This is a genomic window from Flavobacterium sp. CSZ (genome assembly GCF_015350725.1).
Taxonomy (GTDB): domain Bacteria; phylum Bacteroidota; class Bacteroidia; order Flavobacteriales; family Flavobacteriaceae; genus Flavobacterium.
On the sequence record NZ_JADKPQ010000007.1, the window covers coordinates 197,582 to 217,018 of the forward strand.

At 34.3% G+C, this 19,437-nt stretch carries 19 protein-coding genes; 4 read left to right on the plus strand and 15 right to left on the minus strand.

Annotated elements, in window-relative coordinates:
- Positions 1 to 29: 29 nt before the first annotated feature.
- The 14 genes from IRZ78_RS10300 to IRZ78_RS10365 form a co-directional block, all read right to left on the minus strand.
- Entirely contained in the window at positions 30 to 1,301 is a 1,272-nt protein-coding gene (locus IRZ78_RS10300; RefSeq protein ID WP_194616450.1) for an adenylosuccinate synthase, read from the minus strand.
- A gap of 96 nt (positions 1,302 to 1,397) precedes the next feature.
- Positions 1,398 to 1,856, minus strand: coding sequence for a transcriptional repressor (locus IRZ78_RS10305; RefSeq protein WP_026981862.1), 459 nt, complete (start codon positions 1,854 to 1,856; stop codon positions 1,398 to 1,400).
- 90 nt (positions 1,857 to 1,946) lie between these two features.
- Entirely contained in the window at positions 1,947 to 4,169 is a 2,223-nt protein-coding gene (locus tag IRZ78_RS10310; protein ID WP_194616451.1) for a RelA/SpoT family protein, read from the minus strand.
- 244 nt (positions 4,170 to 4,413) lie between these two features.
- Entirely contained in the window at positions 4,414 to 5,952 is a 1,539-nt protein-coding gene (locus IRZ78_RS10315; protein ID WP_194616452.1) for a serine hydrolase, read from the minus strand.
- A gap of 16 nt (positions 5,953 to 5,968) precedes the next feature.
- Positions 5,969 to 6,760, minus strand: coding sequence for an RNA methyltransferase (locus tag IRZ78_RS10320; RefSeq protein WP_194616453.1), 792 nt, complete (start codon positions 6,758 to 6,760; stop codon positions 5,969 to 5,971).
- Positions 6,761 to 7,043: 283 nt separating this feature from the next.
- Entirely contained in the window at positions 7,044 to 7,973 is a 930-nt protein-coding gene (locus IRZ78_RS10325; RefSeq protein ID WP_194616454.1) for a DUF2167 domain-containing protein, read from the minus strand.
- Between the two features lie 44 nt (positions 7,974 to 8,017).
- Entirely contained in the window at positions 8,018 to 9,103 is a 1,086-nt protein-coding gene (locus IRZ78_RS10330; protein ID WP_194616455.1) for a phosphoglyceromutase, read from the minus strand.
- A 134-nt stretch (positions 9,104 to 9,237) separates the two neighbouring features.
- Complete coding sequence (locus IRZ78_RS10335; RefSeq protein ID WP_194616522.1) at positions 9,238 to 10,524, minus strand: DUF58 domain-containing protein; 1,287 nt, start codon at positions 10,522 to 10,524, stop codon at positions 9,238 to 9,240.
- A gap of 76 nt (positions 10,525 to 10,600) precedes the next feature.
- Positions 10,601 to 11,215 carry a hypothetical protein gene (locus IRZ78_RS10340; protein ID WP_194616456.1) on the minus strand — a complete coding sequence of 205 codons (615 nt, stop codon included), beginning with the start codon at positions 11,213 to 11,215 and terminating at the stop codon, positions 10,601 to 10,603.
- A 56-nt stretch (positions 11,216 to 11,271) separates the two neighbouring features.
- Positions 11,272 to 12,285, minus strand: a complete 1,014-nt coding sequence (locus IRZ78_RS10345) for a MoxR family ATPase (protein ID WP_194616523.1) — start codon at positions 12,283 to 12,285, stop codon at positions 11,272 to 11,274.
- 125 nt (positions 12,286 to 12,410) lie between these two features.
- Positions 12,411 to 13,613 (minus strand): DUF4350 domain-containing protein, encoded by a 1,203-nt coding sequence (locus IRZ78_RS10350; protein WP_194616457.1) that lies wholly within the window; start codon positions 13,611 to 13,613, stop codon positions 12,411 to 12,413.
- Entirely contained in the window at positions 13,606 to 14,379 is a 774-nt protein-coding gene (locus IRZ78_RS10355) for a DUF4129 domain-containing protein (RefSeq protein WP_194616458.1), read from the minus strand. The genes IRZ78_RS10350 and IRZ78_RS10355 overlap by 8 nt, the downstream gene beginning before the upstream one ends.
- Entirely contained in the window at positions 14,372 to 15,205 is an 834-nt protein-coding gene (locus IRZ78_RS10360) for a hypothetical protein (RefSeq protein WP_228520431.1), read from the minus strand. The genes IRZ78_RS10355 and IRZ78_RS10360 overlap by 8 nt, the downstream gene beginning before the upstream one ends.
- Positions 15,206 to 15,318: 113 nt before the next feature.
- Positions 15,319 to 16,284, minus strand: coding sequence for a stage II sporulation protein M (locus tag IRZ78_RS10365; RefSeq protein ID WP_194616460.1), 966 nt, complete (start codon positions 16,282 to 16,284; stop codon positions 15,319 to 15,321).
- A 20-nt stretch (positions 16,285 to 16,304) separates the two neighbouring features.
- Between IRZ78_RS10365 and IRZ78_RS10370 the strand changes: the two genes are divergently transcribed.
- Positions 16,305 to 17,048: an RDD family protein gene (locus IRZ78_RS10370; protein WP_194616461.1), complete on the plus strand. Its 744-nt coding sequence runs from the start codon at positions 16,305 to 16,307 to the stop codon at positions 17,046 to 17,048.
- Here IRZ78_RS10370 and IRZ78_RS10375 read toward each other — a convergent pair.
- The gene (locus tag IRZ78_RS10375) at positions 17,030 to 17,302 is read right to left on the minus strand and encodes a hypothetical protein (RefSeq protein ID WP_194616462.1); all 273 of its coding nucleotides are present in this window, start codon (positions 17,300 to 17,302) and stop codon (positions 17,030 to 17,032) included. The two genes, IRZ78_RS10370 and IRZ78_RS10375, sit on opposite strands and share 19 nt — an antisense overlap.
- A 98-nt stretch (positions 17,303 to 17,400) precedes the next feature.
- Between IRZ78_RS10375 and IRZ78_RS10380 the strand changes: the two genes are divergently transcribed.
- From IRZ78_RS10380 to IRZ78_RS10390, 3 genes are all read left to right on the plus strand, one after another.
- Positions 17,401 to 18,243 carry a hypothetical protein gene (locus IRZ78_RS10380; protein WP_194616463.1) on the plus strand — a complete coding sequence of 281 codons (843 nt, stop codon included), beginning with the start codon at positions 17,401 to 17,403 and terminating at the stop codon, positions 18,241 to 18,243.
- 7 nt (positions 18,244 to 18,250) lie between these two features.
- Positions 18,251 to 18,679, plus strand: coding sequence for a PH domain-containing protein (locus tag IRZ78_RS10385; RefSeq protein ID WP_194616464.1), 429 nt, complete (start codon positions 18,251 to 18,253; stop codon positions 18,677 to 18,679).
- A 66-nt stretch (positions 18,680 to 18,745) separates the two neighbouring features.
- Positions 18,746 to 19,348, plus strand: a complete 603-nt coding sequence (locus tag IRZ78_RS10390) for a trimeric intracellular cation channel family protein (RefSeq protein WP_194616465.1) — start codon at positions 18,746 to 18,748, stop codon at positions 19,346 to 19,348.
- Positions 19,349 to 19,437: the final 89 nt, after the last annotated feature.

Below are 19,437 nucleotides of genomic sequence, written 5' to 3' on the forward strand. Positions count from 1 at the left end.
CGCTCTGGTTATCAGAGCGTTTAGATGTATTATTTTGTTATTGTTTGCTTTCTGTCTGGTCCAACAGATACAATCTTAATTGGCACTCCAACTTCTTCTTCAATAAACTCGATATATTCTTTTAGCTCAATTGGTAATTGATCGTAAGTCGTCAATCCTGTTAAGTCAGCTTTCCATCCTTTAAATTCCTTATAAACAGGAGTTACGTTTTCCGGCTCGATGTTGTAAGGAAAGTGAGAAATGTTTTGTCCTTTATAGTTGTATTCTGTACAAACTTTCAAAGTTTCGAATCCTGAAAGAACATCGCCTTTCATCATCATTAACTGAGTAACTCCGTTTACCTGAACAGCATACTTTAAAGCTACAAGGTCTAACCATCCGCAACGTCTTTGTCTTCCTGTAACAGATCCAAATTCGTTACCCACTTTTGCCATAGTAGCACCAACTTCATCAAAAAGTTCCGTTGGGAAAGGTCCACTACCAACACGCGTTACATAAGCTTTAAAAATTCCGTAAACCTCTTTGATTTTGTTAGGAGCAATTCCTAAACCAGTACAAGCTCCGGCAGCAGTAGTATTTGATGAAGTTACGAAAGGATAAGTTCCGAAATCTACATCTAATAAAGATCCTTGAGCTCCTTCGCATAAAATAGATTTACCTGCTTTTTGAGCTTGGTACATATATTCTTCACTGTCGATAAAGTCTAATTTTTTTAATTCTTCGATAGCTTCAAAAAACTCTTTTTCAAGTTCAGCTAAGTTGTATTGAATTGCTACATCATAAAAAGCAATCATTGCCTCATGTTTGTCAGCCAATGCTCTGTAACGTTCTTTAAAGTCTTCTAATTCAATATCTCCAACACGTAATCCGTTTCTTCCGGTTTTGTCCATATAAGTTGGTCCAATTCCTTTAAGGGTAGAACCAATTTTAGCTTTTCCTTTAGAAGCTTCAGATGCTGCATCAAGCAAACGGTGTGTTGGTAAAATTAAATGTGCTTTTCTTGAAATGATCAATTTGCTTTTGATATCAAGGTTAAATTTCTCTAAACCTTCGATTTCTTTTTGAAAAACTACCGGATCTATTACAACACCATTACCAATGATGTTTATTGAATTTTTATGAAAAATTCCAGAAGGAATGGTTCTAAGTACATGTTTAATTCCGTCAAATTCTAATGTATGTCCTGCATTTGGTCCTCCTTGAAAACGTGCAATAATATCATAATTAGAGGTAAGAACGTCAACAATTTTCCCTTTACCTTCATCTCCCCATTGTAATCCTAGTAATAAATCTACGGTCATTCTGTTTTAATTTGCGTTGAGGCAACCCAAGTTGCCCTACTGATTAATGTAGTTAATTTTCTTTTTTTTTATTTCTTTAAATAATGCGTTTCCGGACTATTGTTTTTGCTTTTTGTTTCCGTAGAAATACAATGAATGATTTGTAATTTCGATATCAAATATTTCTTCGATTGTTTTTTTGATGGTTTGAATTCTTGGATCGCAAAATTCGATTACTTCACCAGAATCAGTCATGATAATGTGATCATGCTGTTTATCAAAGTATGATTTTTCGTAGTAAGCCTGATTTTGCCCAAATTGATGTTTTCTAACCAAAGCGCAGTCTAACAATAACTCGATCGTGTTGTATAATGTAGCCCTACTCACACGATAGTTCTTGTTTTTCATTTTGATATATAAGTTTTCTATGTCAAAATGCTCTTCGCTATCGTAAATTTCCTGAAGTATAGCATAACGCTCAGGAGTTTTGCGATGCCCTTTTTGTTCAAGATACATTGTAAATACATTTTTTACAATTTCTTGATTCTTAGTGTTGTCAGTTGAAATGAGTGTCATATCCGGCAAAGATAATTTTTTATTTTTAATGAATAAAAGTTTCGGGTTTAAAGTTTAGTTATAAATCCCTTATAGATAGGTTAAAAAAGTTTAAGTTCTGTACTCTCTTGTAACTTTGTCAACACCATCAATTTTTTTAATCGCATTAATCATTTTCTTTAAAATGGTATTATTCTGAACAATAACGGCAATCTGGCCGTGAAAAATTCCTGCATCAGTACTCAAAGAAATACTCTGAATGTTCACGCTCATATTATTCGAAATTACCCTTGTTAACTGGTTTGTAAGTCCTAAAACATCCATTCCGGTAATGTTGATAATGGCTTTGAATTCTTCTTGGGATGAATCAATCCATTTGGCACTCATAATTCTGTAGGCGTAGTTAGATTGCATTCCAATCGCGTTCGGGCAGTCTTTTTTATGTACTTTGATTCCTTCGTTTATGGTTACAAATCCAAAAACATCATCACCGGGAATCGGGTTACAGCATGGAGAAAGTTTATAATCTAATTTATCATGTTCAGTTCCAAAAACCAGCATATCATAATTACTGCTAATTACTGGTTTGTGTATATCATCAGCGGCGGTTGTATCTTTATTTCTCTTAATTTTATTTTTAAAGAAATTGATAAACGTATTGCTTTTTTGAGCTGCGTAATCTTTTAGCTGTTGATTTTCGATCGCTCCAATTCCAACTCTGTAAAATAAATCTAAACTTGTTTTTAGTTTAAAAAAGTTGACCAGTTCGTTGATAACTTGCTCGTTGATCGTTATTTTTAAATGTCTCAGTTTTCGGGTAAGCAATTCCTTTCCTTCTTCGGCAATTTTTTTAGTATTCTCGTTAAGAACGTTTTTGATCTTGTTTTTGGCTCTCGAGGTAGTTACATATTCTAACCAGTTTACCGTTGGTTTTTGGTTTGCCGAGGTAATAACTTCGACCTGGTCACCACTTTTTAATTCATGATTTAAAGGAACCAAACGACCATTTACGCGCGTTCCTCTGGTTTTAATTCCAATTTCGGAGTGAATACTAAAGGCAAAATCCAGTGAAGTAGCACCTTTTGGCAACGATTTGATTTCTCCTTTTGGCGTAAAGACAAAGATTTCTTTTGAATATAAATTCATTTTAAAATCCTCTACAAAATCAACCGCATTGGTTTCCTGATTTTCCAGCGCTTCGCGAAGTAAATTCAGCCAAACATCAAGACCGCTTTCTTCTGTAGCTCCGTTTTTGTATTTGTAATGTGCTGCATAACCTTTCTCTGCAATTTCATCCATACGCTCGCTTCGAACCTGCACTTCTACCCAGCGACCTTTTGGTCCCATCACGGTAATGTGCAGAGCTTCGTAACCGGTCGATTTTGGAGATGAAATCCAGTCGCGCAAACGACTTGGGCTGGGTCTGTAATGATCTGTTACGATTGAATAGATTTTCCAGGCTACAAATTTCTCGTCATGTTGATCTGATTTATAGACAATTCTAAGGGCAAATTTGTCGTATACTTCATCAAAACTCACATTTTGAGCGCGCATTTTACGACGAATCGAATAAATAGATTTCGGACGTCCTTTAATTACATAATCAATTCCCTCATTGTCCAGAGATTTCTTCAAAACATCCGAGATATCTTTGATGTAAGCATCCTGTTCTTCTTTGGTTTCCCTGATTTTGCTTACAATATCATTGTAAACAGCAGGTTCAGTATATTTTAAACCTAAATCTTCTAGTTTAGTTTTAATGTTATAAAGTCCTAAACGATGGGCGAGAGGGGCGTAAATATAAAGCGTTTCCGAAGCAATTTTGGTTTGCTTGTATTCCGCCATCGAATCCATGGTTTGCATATTATGCAAACGATCGGCGAGTTTTATCAAAATTACACGAACGTCATCGTTCAGTGTAAGGATCATTTTTCTGAAATTTTCTGCCTGCATCGACGCATTCAGATCTTTTTGAACTAACGAAATCTTGGTTAAACCTTCTACTAATTGCGCCACTTTTGGGTTAAATAAACGCTCAATATCCTCGACAGTTATGGGAGTATCTTCGACAACATCGTGCAATAAGGCCGCAGCAATAGAGGTCGCTCCTAAACCAATTTCAGAAGCCACAATTTTTGCAACTGCAATAGGATGAAAGATATACGCTTCGCCAGATTTACGTCTTTGTTCTTTATGTGCATCTACTGCGACATCAAATGCTTTTCGGATTAATTTTTTGTCGGTTGGACTTAAAGTCTGATAACTGATTCGAAGTAATTCTTTATACTCTTGGGCAATTGCTTTATTTTCTTTCTCAATATCTATTTCTATCATAACGGCATAGTTCAAGTACTAAAAATAAGAATAAGTTTGAATATACGCAAGGGAATGAAGGGTTGATTTTAGATTTTAGATTTCTGATTTTAGAGGGTAGATTTTGGCTTGTCAAATCGAGCGGAGTCGAGATTCTTTTGTAGTAAAAAGGACTTCGACTCCGCTCAATCTGACAATAGAATATGTCATTCGTGATGTTAAAATAAAAATTGATTTATCAATTTTTATTTTTAGAAATCTAAAACTACTCTTTCGTGAAATCCAAATCCTGAAAATCATAACTAAAATCAGTTAATTCAGAGATTGGAAGCATTTTTAAGTTGACGACTTTTCCGGTTTCATCGTATTTAAAAAGCAAATGCGCATCGGCATGAAAAAAGGCATTGTTCCATTTTACGACATAGTTTCCATCTTTGTAGAAAAACACTTCACCAACGAGTTGTGGCGAACGTTTTGAAGCGAAATATAGTTTTCCTTTTTTCTCTGTTATGGTAACTTCTCCAAACCAATTGTCTTTGTAAGTTCCGGTAATTTTAGAGAAATCAATTTTTAGTTTGTCTTTTTTATTTTTGGCAACGGTTGCCCAAACTTCATCCGTAACTTTATCTGCAGATGCTTCGCTGGCTTTTACGCGGTTGCTGTAAGTTGTTACGTAATCTTCGGGTTTAATGCCTAGATAACTATCTTTTATTGTGTTTGTAATGGCGCTAAATGCAGCTCCGGATTGCTGATTGGTCAGGACAATAATTCCTAAACCTATTTCGGGAATTAAAGTAGTTTGCGTTACATTTCCTTCTAAACCACCGGTGTGCGAAACTTGTTTGTATCCTTTTACATCACTTAAAAACCATCCTAAACCGTATCCTGAAAAATGGGTATTGTAAGGCGGTCTTGTTTTAGTTGGAATAATGGTTTGCAATTGCCACATTTCGTCGTGTTCTTTTTCAGAAAATAACTGTTTATTATCGCCGTATTTTCCGCAATTGATTTGCAGAATTGCCCATTTGCTCAAATCATTTACACTCGAATAAATTCCTGCTGCTCCGTCAAAAAGTTGATTTTCATAACGTTTTATGGTTTTTAGTTTTCCGTCAAGCGGAACATGGGGCGTAATAACGTTTGTAGTATCTTTTAAACGTTTTACAGAGGCCACACTATTGTTCATTTCCAGAGGTTTCATAATGCGTTCTTCGACAAAATCTGCCCATGTTTTTCCGCTTACCACGTGTATAATTTCTCCGGCGATTATGTACATCAAATTGTCATAATCGTATTTGGTTCTAAAACTCGAAACCGGTTTTAAATATCTTAAATTATGAACAATATCCTGCGCTTTAAAATCGCTTCCGTCAGGCCAGATCATCAAATCTCCAGCACCAAGTCCAAGTCCGCTTCTGTGTGTTAAAAGATCACGAATCGTAAATTCACGCGTTACAAAATCGTCGTACATTTTAAAATCCGGAAGATATTGTACGACTTTATCATCCCATTTTACTTTACCTTCATCTACCAGCATAGCAAGTGCGGCTGATGTAAAAGCTTTACTATTTGAGGCAATCCCAAAAAGGGTATTCGCATCAACTTTTTGTTGGCTCAAAACCGATTTTACTCCATATCCTTTTGCCAGCACTACTTTTCCGTCTTTTACAATCGCAACCGCAATTCCGGGAACATCAAAAGCTTTTATCGTACGATTGACCAACTCATCTACTTCCTGATTCGAAATTTGTGCCGATACCGAAAAACTAAATAATAAGGCTAAAAGTGATAATTTATAACTCATAATTTCGAATTTATAATTAATTAAATCCTCTTTGACGTTTGGCTTCAAAAATTAAAATTGCCGCAGCAACCGAGACATTCATACTGTCGATTTCGCCCTGCATGGGGATTATAATATTTTGGGTGGCAGCATCACGCCAATCTTGCGTTAAGCCTGTAGCTTCTGTGCCCACAACCAAAGCAGTTGGAGTAGTGAAGTCTTGTGTATGATATGAAGTTGAATTTTGTAAGGTAGCACAATAAAAATCGATCTTTTTTTCTTTCAAAAATGCGATGATTTCGCCTGTTGTTCCTGTTGCTATTTGGTTCGTAAACAAGCAGCCAACGCTCGAACGAACAATATTTGGGTTGTATAAGTCACTTTTAGGATTTGCGATCAAAACTGCATCAAGATTTGCAGCATCGGCAGTACGTAAAAGCGCGCCTATATTTCCTGGTTTTTCTGGCGCTTCCGCAACAATAATCAACGGATTATCGGATAGTTTTAAATCAGATAAAAGCATCGATTTGGTTTTGGCTATAGCCAAAATGCCTTCGGTCGTATCTCGATACGCTAATTTTTGATAGACTTCTTTGTTGATTTCGATTAATGAAACTGGTGTATTGACCAATTTATTAATCTGATTTTCAGTTACTAATTCCGGTAAAAACAAAACAGTTTCTATTTCGTAACCGCCTTTTATGGCTAATGAAATTTCGCGTAATCCTTCAATCAAAAATGTTCCGGTTTGTTTTCGGGCTTTTGCCTTTTCTTGTAGTAAAACGAGCGATTTTATAAACGGATTTTGTATTGAAGTGATTTGTTTCATTCTGAAAGTTACTGAGTTTCTAAGGTGCTAAGATACTGAGTTTTTTTGTAAAGTTACAAAGGTTCATAGTTGCAAAGGTTCAGAGGTTTAAAACGAAGTAAAAAAAGTTTGCCAATAATTTATTCCCCCTGTTCGTTATCGCTCAAGTTAAGAATCTTTACGAATTCTTTTTTTTTGCTTTGCGAAAAAAGCGGCTTAAAAAAGTTTAGCCACAGATTAAAAGATTAAAATGATTTCTGATTTTTGAATCATCTTTAATCCTTTAATCTGTGGCAAAAAAAAATTATTCCTCAGTAGAATTATTTTCCTCTAATAAAGCGGTTTCTTCTTGAGGTCTTGATACAACCTGATCTTTTTTACCGAAGATAAATTTCTTAAGAGCCGCAAATGCTGCAATAATTCCGATTACGATAATTTTTCCAAATTTAGCCAAAATAGCAAAAAAGCCAACTTTTGCCAGTACTTTTCCGGCAACTAAACCTCCAATTGTCCAGGCGGCAACAGTATCTGTATCGGCATCAAAGTCCAGATATTTATGTCCCTGATTGAATTCTACACTTTTTAAAATTCCCGGAATACTTGCTTTTACTTCTGCCAGTTCATTCATTCCTGCTACGGCCGAAATATTGTACATTCCTTTTCTTCCTAAAACTCTTAAATCATAGTTTAAAGTATTGGCTTTGTCTGTGCCGAATTTTAATTCTTTAGCCCAATGTAATACTTTTAAATTGGTGTCATAGTAAGGCTTTGATGCCCAGCCTACTAATTGCACTTCTGGATAACCGCCTTTTTTACGTTCTTCATTTTCTGCCTGAACATCTTCTTTCATGGTTTTTAGCAAGTCGTCATAATCGATATCTCCGGCATCATCATCTTTTACAAAACCATCTCCCTGATAGCTAATGACGAACATCCAGCTATTGCTGTGCGTTACGCCTTTTCCGTCAGGAACAAGCGATCCTAAAACGCTTTTGTCTTCAGGATTGCCCCATAAATTAGTCAAGATTCCCTGAGTTTGTTCTGCATTGAGGAACTTAAATCCTTTAGGAACATTAAGAGTTCCTTCTCCTTCAGATAAAGTAATTTTTCCGGATTCATATTTGAAAGATTTTTCAATCTTATCATAATATGCTCCAAGGGTATCGTTTTCTTGCGCTAGTAATTTTGGACTCAAGACAGTCATTAAAAAAAGAAATAATAAAGTTTTTTTCATTTGAATAAATTGGTTTTGGTTGGTTGTTATTTTGGTTTGATTGATTATTGCTGAAATATTTCTTTAATTTCATCGGCCACCGGATGCGAAGTTGTAAAAGTGTATCCCATAACTTTGGCGATGGTTTGGGCCGTTTGTTTTTGATACAATTGCGATTGGGTTTTAAGTTCGCCTTTTGGTGCAATTTCCGGTCCCATTGCAGCAAACCAAATCTCAGATGCTCCTGCAACGTCAGATCCGTGATCTGTCCATTCTTTCTTCTTTTTATCACCGCGGCCGTGATCGACAGTGATCAGTAAAGTCGTTTTGTTTTTGTATTGTGGATCATTTTGTACAAATTCCCAGATTTCCTTAATCCATTTATCTACCTGATTGGCAGCATCAAGATAAGATCTGTATTGTCCTGAATGTGCCCATTCATCAGTTTCTCCATAAGCAATATAAAGTACTTTTGGTTTGTTTGTTTTAAGTTCATTTAGCGCTTGATAATGGGTAAAAACATCCAGACATTCATCTTCATGAAAAGGCTTGTAAGAGTTATCACGCATTGCATTGAGCAATTTTTGAGTTTCGGTTGGATTATTTCCTCCAATGCTGTCAAAGGCCGAAATTACAGGAAAGCCGCTTCTTTTTTCGTTTAAGATTCTATCAAATGCATTCCATGCACCAAAAGCTTTTACTTTACCCTTTAGATTAGGCTGCTGGTTCAAAAACTCCAGCACATTTACATTTGGATTGTCTTTATAATGATTAGAATTTACTGCATTATCAGCGTTTCCGGTCATCATTTCGCTATATCCGGGATAACTTATCCAGTATTTATTGGTAACATCTACTTTGTTGCCCAAATCACGATTACCATAAATTTGTCCTTTCGAAGCAATTTCAGACCATAAAAAAGGCATTATTTTTTGGCGGGCTTCTGCAATATCAGCACTTCCATATTTTTTGTAAATGTAAGTTCGGTCTCCCTGATTGAATCTTTTATTGTCAGCTATCTCTTTGTCCATTCCCTTAAAAACTTCCTGCCATCTAAAACCGTCTGTGGTGATAATAATGATGTTTTCTGTTTTTTGTGCGTGAGACAAAAGACTTGTAAAGGCGAATATAAATGCGGTTATTTTTTTCATATTTAGTTAATTATATTAAAAATGATTAATTGGATTGTATAAATCGATATTTCAAAACTAACTAAATAATGCTGTAGCGATAAATTTATTGTTAGTTCATATCTTAAATATAACCATAAATTAACAAATATCTTCTACAAAATTCCCCTCGCTTTAATCTCTAAATATTTATTAATTGTATCCAAAGTCAGATTCTCAGGTTGGGTAAGAACCGAATGTATTCCGTATTTTTTGAGTTCGTTTGCAATTAATCGTTTTTCGAACATGAATTTTTCGGCGATTACTTTATCATACACTTCCTGAATGGTATCTGTTTTTTTGTTGATGATCGAATTCAGTTCTGTATTACTAAAAAAGACAACAACTAATAAATGGCTTTTTGCAATTCCTTTTAAATAAGGTAATTGGCGATTTAAACCATCCATGGTTTCAAAGTTAGTGTAGAGAATAATCAAACTCCTCTGATTAATGTTTTTCTTGATGTCGACGTATAAACGGCTATAATCACTTTCGAAAAAATCAGTTTTAATATTGTATAAGGTTTCGAGGATTTTTTGCATCTGCGAAGCTCTCTTCTCGGCAAATACTCTGTTTTCTACCTTTTTAGAGAAAGCAAAAATTCCGGCTTTATCCTGCTTTTTCAGAATTACATTGGCTAAAACCAAAGTCGAATTAATGGCATAATCCAGTAAACTCAATCCGTCAAATGGCATTTGCATGACGCGGCCTTTATCGATCGCCATATAAACCGATTGTGATTTTTCGTCCTGAAACTGGTTGACCATTAATGCGTTTTTCTTTGCCGTGGCTTTCCAGTTTAACGTTCTTAAATCGTCGCCCTGAACATATTCCTTGATTTGTTCAAATTCCATCGTGTGGCCAATGCGTCGGATTTTCTTGATTCCATATTGATACAAATTATTCGAAAAAGCCAGTAAATCGTATTTTCTTAATTGAATATAGGAAGGATAGGTGGGTACCATTTTATCCTTATCGAAAGAAAATCTTCTGGAAACTAATTTCAAAGGAGAAGAGACGTAGATATTCAGATATCCAAAATAATATTCACCACGTTCAGTGGGGCGAAGATCGTAACCAAATTCTTTTTGCTCAGAGGCTTTAATCGTTTTTACAATTTTGAAATCACGTACCTGAAACTGAAACGGAATCTCGTCTATGATCTTAACTGAAATTTTAAAAGTATAACGGTTTTTGATACTGAGGGTTATAGGATTTAAATCACCGTTAGAAAGCTTTTCTGGTGTTATTCTTTCGGCTTGGATTCCTGTTTTGGTGATGTATAAAATTAAAATATCAAGCCCTAAAAAAGTGACTAAAACCAAAACCACAAACCAAACCGCATTGTATAAGTTTGGAAAAATAAAAGCACAAACAAATAATCCAATAATGCCCAAAAGCATATAGAAGAAGAAGTTATTGAGGTAAAGGCTTTTTATGAATTTCAATTTTTATAAAATTAGGGTTAAAGGTTTTTTACTATATTTTAGTAAAGCTTTTATAATCAAAGCCATCTAAAACGGCAATTTTCCAGATTCCATTTTCTTTAATTGCAGTTACTTTATATTTAGGAGTTTCTTTCCATTCTCTCCAGGTCCAGTAAAAAGTAGCTTTGTTATTTTGAATCTTTAAGTCGTTTACTTTTAGTGTTTTCCAATACGATTCCGGATTGTCCTGACAATCGCACCAAGGATTACTATCAGAGCCATATGGAGGTAATTCTCCAACAAAATATTCGATCTTATTGGTTTTAAGATTCTCTCCAATTTTCAGTGCAATTTTGTTATAATTGTCAATGAATTGTTGTGCAAAAAAATTAGAGTTTTTAAGTTCTGCCAATATTTTATTGTGCGTTTTTACATTTAGTGCAACATATTTATCTCCTTTTTTATTTTCGACAACATCAAAATCAACTTTTGTTTTCTTGGTTTCGATCCATTCATAGGTTTTTCTGATCAATGTTTCGATTTGTTGCTTATCGCTGGCAAAATAAATTGATGTGTTGGTCATATTCGCCTGTTTGATATTCATTGGTTTAAAACTCATCAAGGTAATACCAAAAAGAAACAGAAAAAATAGTTTAGAATATTTCATTAAAAAAAAGGTTTGTTATTAATCATAGCGCTGAAAACTGTCACTGCGACTGAAAACTATCTAGGAATCTCGACTGTTTCTATAATCTGCCTGATAATTTCAGAACTTGTAATTCCTTCCATTTCACGTTCAGGTGCTACAATTACACGATGTTGTAAAACCGGAATTGTGGCTTCTTTAATATCTTCGGGAGTTACAAAATCACGTCCGCGAATGGCGGCGAAACCTTTTGCAGCGTTTAGAATAGCGATCGAAGCACGAGGCGAAGCTCCCAGATATAAAAAGGCATTTTCGCGCGTGTTTACTACTATTCTTGCAATGTATTCCAATAGATTTTGTTCTACCCTTATTTGTTTTACCAGCGCCTGATATTCTTTTATCTCAGCGGCAGAAAGTATGGTTTTTATAGCTTCCAGTTTTCCGTGATCCTGCAATAAATGTTCTCTTTGAATGATCAGGATTTCTTCGTTTAATTTTGGGTAATCAATGGTGATTTTAAACAAGAAACGGTCTAATTGTGCTTCCGGCAAACGATAAGTTCCTTCCTGCTCGATTGGGTTTTGTGTTGCAATAACCAAGAAAGGTGTTTCAAGCTGATAGGCAGATCCGTCAATAGTGATCTGGCGTTCTTCCATCACTTCAAAAAGTGCAGCCTGTGTTTTGGCAGGGGCACGGTTTATCTCATCAATTAAAATTAAATTAGAGAAAATTGGCCCTTTTTTAAACTCAAATTCAGAAGTTTTTAAATTGAAAATCGAAGTTCCTAAAATATCAGACGGCATTAAATCCGGCGTAAACTGAATGCGGCTAAAGCCAATATTCAAGGTTTTCGATAATAATTTGGCTGTAATGGTTTTAGCAACTCCGGGAACACCTTCGAGCAAAACGTGACCGTTTGATAAAATGGCCACCAAAAGCTCATCGATCATTTTGTGCTGCCCTACAATTACGGTTTCCAGTTCTTTTTTGATACTGTTTACGTGATCTAAAAGCGGCGTTAGATTTATTCTGGTTTCAAAATTCACATTTTCGTTTGTGATTTTATTTTCTGTTGTATTGATATTATCCATGTTTGGTCTGTTTTCTGGGTTGTTTTTTGCCACACATTAAAAAGATTAAAGAGGATTTTTTATTAAAATTGATTAATTTTTTCTAATCTGTGTAATCCTTTTAATCGGTGGCAATTTTTTTTTATCTAATGTATAATCTTTTCTATTGCATTATTAATTCTAATTAAATCTTCTTCAAGACTTCCGTGATAACTATTTCGATGTTCGTTGATCAAAAATACAAGTTCCTGAATATCTGTTTCACTTTTTCCTGTTTTGTGATGCAATTTTTGAATAAAAACATCGTCCAGTTTTGTGGTATCGATCAAATATTCGGTTCGCATTTTTTCTAAAAAATAAATAATCTTTTTATCGATGATATTGCGGTGATCGCCTTCCTGATAATATAAATTCCCTATAGTTTTGGTGAAATCAACTGTTGAATTGGCCAAAGGTTTAAGTATAGGCACCACACGTTGCTTACGTTTGGCATTAAAAATAATAAAAATCAACATTCCGAATAAAAAGAAATACCAGGCCCATTTTAGTCCGGGCTGAGCCAGGATATAACGCAGGGGTGATTGAGAAATATTTTCATTATTCTGACCTTTGGTATACCAGAAAATATCGCCTTTTGGTAAATAAGATAAAACACTCTCGGCGTATTGATAATGATCTGCTTTTAATAAATTAAAGTTCGTAAAAGCGACAGGCTGCGTATGCAAATAAAAATAGCCTTGTCTGTAAGAAACTTTGATATAATTGATGTGTTTTTTTTGATTTGATTTTGTGCTCTGATATCCCAGAACGGTTGTATTTAAGGTGTCAATTTTAGAAAAATAATCTTGTAATTGATGTTCAAAAGTATATTTTTTAGTCTTTTTGTTGGCCAGCCATATTTGAGTTGTATTGGCATTGAGATAATCTGAATTAACTTCCAGTTTAAGGGTGTCTAGTAAATATTTAGGGAAACTCTTCATGCTTAAAAAAGCATTGTTTCCGTGCGAGACAAAATAAAAAATCTCCTTAATTGATTGTTCGTCAATTGTATTGGATTCTGATATATTGATGAAAGTTCCTTTTATTTTATAATTTTCTACCAGCGTATCTTCATCATATTTTGAATCTAAAAATTCATATGGCGTTACATTTGGAATTCTTTCTACTTTATGATTTTTAAAAAATCCATTAATTTCCTTATCAAAAACATATAATCCGTAGGGGATTTTGTCATTGACAGCATAGGTTGGTCGCCAATCGATGGGTTTTGGCTGGTCACGATCTATTATTAAAATCAAGGTTAAAATAAAAACCAGAACAGCAATGTAAATTTTGATGCTTTTATCCATTACTAAAGGTTTTTATGGCGTTCTTAAATCGGTTTTCGGCTTTTATAAACGAGATTTCATCAATGGCAAATTCGCCATACCAGATATAATTATACAAGTAAGACAAATAGGTGAATTCTTCTTTATGAGCAGGTCGCTGCAGTTCGTATAAATAATCAGAATTGGTTTTTTCGATATCCCATTCGATATAATGATTTTGTGCCATTACTTTTAGCAGCCATAGATAATAATAACGAATCGCGATTCTTTTCTCTCCCGTTTCAAGACTTTCTTTTATTAATTTTTCGAAATCCACAAGGTGAATATTCTTTTCGATATCAGAGTAATAAACATTTCTTTTATTCGAGTTTTTACCAAAAATCCATTGACCTTCTTTATTAATTACTGCTTTTGCTATTAAGTAGATTACAAAAACAATAATTAAAACCGCTATTACTCTTAAAAAGATCGTGACAAAATCCAGAGAGGCTTTGGTATCTGACTCGCTAAAAATGCTTCGGTAAATACGGGCAAGCCATTCAATAAAGCTTTGCCATAAACCTTTTTCAGGAGCTTTTTGTTTGTATACGAAATCAGAATCAGTATATTTTTTTTTGAAATTCTTAGAGAAGGTTTTGACTTCTACAGTACTGCTGTCAATTTGAATATCTTTCTCGGTATATTTTACGGTACTTATTTTTGGAGGCTCGGCTCTAGCCAAAGAATCCTGGGCATGCGAAATACCGGAAAAAAAGAGAAAAGATAAAAAGAGGAGGAGTTTATTCATTATTGCTTCCAATTGATTCAATTTCAGTTGCCGAAATTCTATCTTCTGCTCCCAAACTATAATAGATAATTCCCTGATTGATTACCAAAACGTTACTAAAAATGTTACTCAATGCCATAATTAAAACAAATGCTACAGTAATCAGGATTAAAAAAACTGGCGAAGGTTCAAAAGGCATTTTGTCGAAATCAGGATTGGCTATTGCAAAGAAAATAAAGGCAAATATTCCAACAAAATAAAAAAACATAGTGATGGATGCCTGTACCATCTGAAGCATAATCATGACAATAAAACTGGCCCCAATTGTAGACCAGAAATCTTCTTTTAGCAAAAGATGTGCATGGTTTAAAGATTCAAAAAAGCTTTTATCCTCTGTTAAATAGGTATAAAAACTCAAATTTACCCAGGTAAATAAAGTAGGTATTGCCACTATTAATAATGGTATGCCTACTAAGACAAAGCAGAGAAAAAATAAAGCGATTATAAGGATAAATAAAATTGGAAATATAATGAATACAACGCCCAGACCGAACTTAATTATTTTCCAAAGGTTTTTTCTAAAGCCGGCTAATATATCCTGTGTGGTAAAATCGTTGGTATTTTTTTCGGCTATTAATTTTAAATATAAAATTGGATAGGAGGAATTAAAAAGGGATAAAAATATAATTACCACTAAAAAGAGTATGGCAAATCCTCCAAGAAGAGGATAACTGTCAAAGTAATTGAAAAGTTCATCGGGAGTAGTTTTTTCTAAATTATTACCTGCCAGAGACTTAAAATTAGTTTCTAAAAATAAGTACATTAACGCCCCCATAATGAGCAGCATACCAACGTTTATGGCGAAAAAAATCTTAAAAAAGTGTTTGCCAAAATTTTTAAAGAAGGTAAACGAATCTACTATATAGTCGCCGAGTTGTCGTTTTTTGTAAAGTTCAAACATTATAATGAAGTTATTTTTTTGTGAACAATGAAAGGATAAACCAAATAATAAAATGAGATGATTGCTAATGTAAATAAGATGATAAAACTACTGAGCCAATTGGGCATATCGATCGAATATCGGGTTATAAAACCTTCGAGAAATCCGGCGCTTATGGTAAAAGGAAAGGTGCTCAGGAATATTTTGAAACTGTTTTTGAATCCTATTTTAAGTGAATTTAATCTCGAGAAAGTTTTAGGAAACAGGATCGAAGCGCCCAGAATAAATCCGGCCGCACTTTCGATTACGATGGCGAAAATCTCCATAGAACCGTGAATCCAGATACCGCGAACACTTTTCCAGAAAACACCCTGATCGTAGAAAAAGTACTGAAATGATCCTAACATCAATGAGTTTTGAAGAAAAATATAAAATGTTCCCAAACCGCCAAATATGCCGTAAATGTAACATCTCGCCCCCACATAAAGGTTGTTCAGGGTAATACCTATAAAACTTCCCCAGTTGCTTCCGGAGCCGTAAACCGCCATTGGATTTCCTTTTTTGATGTTGTCAAGAGTCATGTTTACATAATAGTCGCCTAGAATTAAGCGAACAAAGTTTTGATCGTATCTAGCCGAAACGACGCCCATGGCAACGGTGACAAAAAATAAAATAAAGGCATACAAAAGATATCTCCTGTATTCGTAAAGCAGTAAAGGAACCTCGGTTTTAAAAAATTCAAGGAATCTGTTTTTTTCGGTTCTTTTGGTTTTGTAAATTTTTTGATAAATCTGTGAGGCGAGGTGATTGAGATACACAACTGTCTTGCTTTTTGGGTAATAGGTTTGCGCATACGATAAGTCATTCATCATTTGAATGTACAAATTAGCTAACTCATCAGGATTTTTTTTAGCTTTACCAAAAATAGCGAGCTCAAACTCCAGCCATTTTTCTTTATTTTGTTTTATGAAGGCAACTTCTCTCATTGTAGGCTAAAATATAAAATATGTCAGAATTATCTATTAATACAACCCAAAATGTTAAAATAAATTTCATTGCCGCTTCACCAGGCGAGCGAATAGGTTCTTATTTCATCGATTTGGCTATTAAACTGGCCTATATAACCGTGGTTTCTATTGTATTTTTTTATTGGTTAAATCTCGGTAAATTATTCGATAGATTAGACAATTGGTCGAAAATTTCGATTGTTTTAATTCTTTATTTTCCGTTTTTTATTTATTCGCTCACTTTAGAAAGTATTTTTGAAGGTCAGACTATCGGGAAAAAACTAGTAAAAATAAAAGTGGTTAAAATTGATGGCTATCAGGCAGGATTTGGAGACTACTTAATGCGCTGGTTTTTTAGGTTAGTTGATATTACACTTTTGTATGGCATTGTGGCTATAGTAAGTGTGGTGTCGAGTAAAAAAGCCCAACGATTGGGTGATATGGTGGCGGGAACTGCCGTTATTACTTTAAAAAATAAAATAGACATTAGTCATACCATTCTTGAGGAAATAGGCGAGGCTTACGTTCCTACTTATCCTTTGGTTATTAAATTGTCTGACAATGATATGCGTATCATTAAGGAGACTTTTAAGAACGCCGAAGCCCGAAATGATCATGAAGTTATTTACAAATTGGTCGCTAAGATCGAAAGTGTAACAGGAATTAAAAACCAATCCGGTAACAGCAGCGATTTTTTGAGGGTTATTTTGAAAGATTACAATTTCTACACCCAGAATATGTAAAGGTGTTTTACGGCAGAAATATTCTTTGTTTTTTGCTGTTTCTTATAAAAACTATATCCTAGACCCAATAGTAGTGGAAATCTTTTAGCTTTTTCCTTTAAAAAGCTAAAGATTACTTCACTTAATTTTATTTTATTTCGGAGTTCAATGAACTTCGTTTGAAACGGATTGCTTTGCCAGTTCTCACTTTCAGGCTCGGGTGCGGGAATAGCTCCTAAAAAAAAACATTTACGAGTGAAATAAGATGATTTCATGACTTTATTTTTAATTTAATTTTATAAATTTAACAAGCCTTTTTTTTATAAAAGAGAAGCTGAAAAATTTAGTAGTAAGAAAATTAAATTTAAATACCATGAAATCTAAACAAATCATTACCGCAATATTGATGTTTATTACTGTTTTTTCTTTTGCTCAGGGAGGGAAAAAGCTCGATAAAATAATAAAACGAGATTATCAGATTATTGAATGTACGATTGCAAAAATGTCTGATAAAACGGTTGAATATTCGTTGCCGGGAGAAACAATGCAAATTTCGCTTGATGTATCGCAAATTGCGAGAATTGATTTTGCCAGCGGGCGTTCGCAAACTTTTGATGTTTCTGAGAATAATGCGCCATCTGGTAATTCGGTGCAGGTTACTTCTTCAGAAATGAAACCCAATACAATTGCTGTACTGCCGGTTCCGTATGTGAATTCAGGTACTATGGAAGAGTCTGGGGAAATGGCAAAATTTGCTCAAAATGACCTTTATAACAAATTGCTGGACAAATCTGCGAATCTTTTTCCGTTGACGGTTCAGGATTTAAGGGTTACAAATAGTTTGCTGCATAAGGCCGGAATTGATTATAAAAATATTGATGAAACCCCAATAGAAGATCTTCAAAAAATTCTGGGAGTGGATAATATTATTGCCGCAAAAGTTTCGTTTACCCTTACCGAAGGCTCAACGGCTTCGACTTACAGCAGCGGAAGCGCCAAAGTGAGCGATAATAACAAGAAGGTAAAAACGAGCGATGTATCGACTACCAATGCCAGTAATCTTACTTATTACAATTACATGGTTTATTTTGACATGTACAAAAACGGCACAAAAATTTACTCGCAAAGTCGTAAACCGTTCCTGAATATCAAAGACAGCTGGATGGATTCTATTACTTATTTGCTGAAAAGAAGTCCAATTTATGTAAAAAAATAAGCAGTAAATGGAAAAATTTGAATCTAAAATTGACCTGTGGCTTATACTTTTTTTGGTTTTAGTTTTTGGAGGAATCCTTGTAAGATCAGCTTATGATCAAAACTGGATTAGTTTTTCCTTTATACTTTTGGTAGTGATTTTTATTGCCTATATGTTTTCGACGACCTTTTATATAATCGAAAATAAAAAATTAGTCATAAAATGCGGGGTTTTTTATAATTTATCAATTGAAATTGAAAAGATTAAACGAATTTCTGAAAGCTATAATATTATTAGTTCTCCTGCGCTTTCTTTTAACAGGCTTGAAATTTTATACCATAAATTCGATATAGTTCTGATTTCACCAAAAGATAAAAGAAGGTTTATCGAAGCTATTGAAAAAATTAATCCTCAGGTAGAAATAAAAATTAAAGAAAAAAGTTACAAAATAAATTAAAATAATTGGCTTTTTTGAGTCTTTGTACCTTCGCACCTTTGTACCTTTGCACCTAAAAAAAATAAAATGTTTCATTTATTAGACCTTATTGGTACAATGGCTTTTGCAATGTCCGGCGCATTAACGGCAATGCACAAAAAACTAGATCCGTTTGGTGTTTTTATCATTGCTTTTGTAACGGCGGTAGGTGGCGGAACGCTTCGTGATGTTTTAATAGGCAGAACTCCGGTGGGCTGGATGCAGGATTTAAAATATGTTTACGTTATTATTTTAGGTTTTGGATTGGCAATTCTCTTTAGAAAAAAGTTTGACAAATTAAGAACTTCTTTGTTTTTGTTTGACACAATTGGGTTAGGTGTTTTTACTTTAATAGGCCTTGAGAGAGGTATCATGACGGGTTTGCATCCGGTAATTTGTATTGCTTTAGGCACTATGACGGCTTGTTTTGGCGGTGTAACCCGTGATATTTTGTGTACCGAGATCCCAACGATCTTTAGAAGGGAGATTTATGCTACGATTTGTATTTTTGGCGGAATTGTATTTTTTGCGCTAAAAAAACTCAATCTTGAAGATGACGTTTTGTATTTAGTTACCTCGGTTGTCATTATTACTGCTCGATTACTGGCGGTAAAATTCAAATGGTATTTACCGGCATTTGACCACAAATAAGATTTATTTGCTACCAATTTCACGAATCATGTCCACTGCAAAAAATGTGCGCATATTTGTTTTGTATTTTATGCAGAGAAAAATTAGTG

Bases quoted from the DNA above. Each gene is read 5' to 3' on its own strand.
- IRZ78_RS10310 (WP_194616451.1), bottom strand. From the start codon at position 4,169: ATGATAGAAATAGATATTGAGAAAGAAAATAAAGCAATTGCCCAAGAG.
- IRZ78_RS10320 (WP_194616453.1), bottom strand. From the start codon at position 6,760: ATGAAACAAATCACTTCAATACAAAATCCGTTTATAAAATCGCTCGTT.
- IRZ78_RS10330 (WP_194616455.1), bottom strand. From the start codon at position 9,103: ATGAAAAAAATAACCGCATTTATATTCGCCTTTACAAGTCTTTTGTCT.
- IRZ78_RS10300 (WP_194616450.1), bottom strand. From the start codon at position 1,301: ATGACCGTAGATTTATTACTAGGATTACAATGGGGAGATGAAGGTAAA.
- IRZ78_RS10340 (WP_194616456.1), bottom strand. From the start codon at position 11,215: ATGAAATATTCTAAACTATTTTTTCTGTTTCTTTTTGGTATTACCTTG.
- IRZ78_RS10380 (WP_194616463.1), top strand. From the start codon at position 17,401: ATGAAATCTAAACAAATCATTACCGCAATATTGATGTTTATTACTGTT.
- IRZ78_RS10375 (WP_194616462.1), bottom strand. From the start codon at position 17,302: ATGAAATCATCTTATTTCACTCGTAAATGTTTTTTTTTAGGAGCTATT.
- IRZ78_RS10305 (WP_026981862.1), bottom strand. From the start codon at position 1,856: ATGACACTCATTTCAACTGACAACACTAAGAATCAAGAAATTGTAAAA.
- IRZ78_RS10335 (WP_194616522.1), bottom strand. From the start codon at position 10,524: ATGCTTTTGGGCATTATTGGATTATTTGTTTGTGCTTTTATTTTTCCA.
- IRZ78_RS10365 (WP_194616460.1), bottom strand. From the start codon at position 16,284: ATGAGAGAAGTTGCCTTCATAAAACAAAATAAAGAAAAATGGCTGGAG.
- IRZ78_RS10385 (WP_194616464.1), top strand. From the start codon at position 18,251: ATGGAAAAATTTGAATCTAAAATTGACCTGTGGCTTATACTTTTTTTG.
- IRZ78_RS10390 (WP_194616465.1), top strand. From the start codon at position 18,746: ATGTTTCATTTATTAGACCTTATTGGTACAATGGCTTTTGCAATGTCC.
- IRZ78_RS10345 (WP_194616523.1), bottom strand. From the start codon at position 12,285: ATGGATAATATCAATACAACAGAAAATAAAATCACAAACGAAAATGTG.
- IRZ78_RS10360 (WP_228520431.1), bottom strand. From the start codon at position 15,205: ATGCTGCTCATTATGGGGGCGTTAATGTACTTATTTTTAGAAACTAAT.
- IRZ78_RS10315 (WP_194616452.1), bottom strand. From the start codon at position 5,952: ATGAGTTATAAATTATCACTTTTAGCCTTATTATTTAGTTTTTCGGTA.
- IRZ78_RS10325 (WP_194616454.1), bottom strand. From the start codon at position 7,973: ATGAAAAAAACTTTATTATTTCTTTTTTTAATGACTGTCTTGAGTCCA.
- IRZ78_RS10355 (WP_194616458.1), bottom strand. From the start codon at position 14,379: ATGAATAAACTCCTCCTCTTTTTATCTTTTCTCTTTTTTTCCGGTATT.
- IRZ78_RS10350 (WP_194616457.1), bottom strand. From the start codon at position 13,613: ATGGATAAAAGCATCAAAATTTACATTGCTGTTCTGGTTTTTATTTTA.
- IRZ78_RS10370 (WP_194616461.1), top strand. From the start codon at position 16,305: ATGTCAGAATTATCTATTAATACAACCCAAAATGTTAAAATAAATTTC.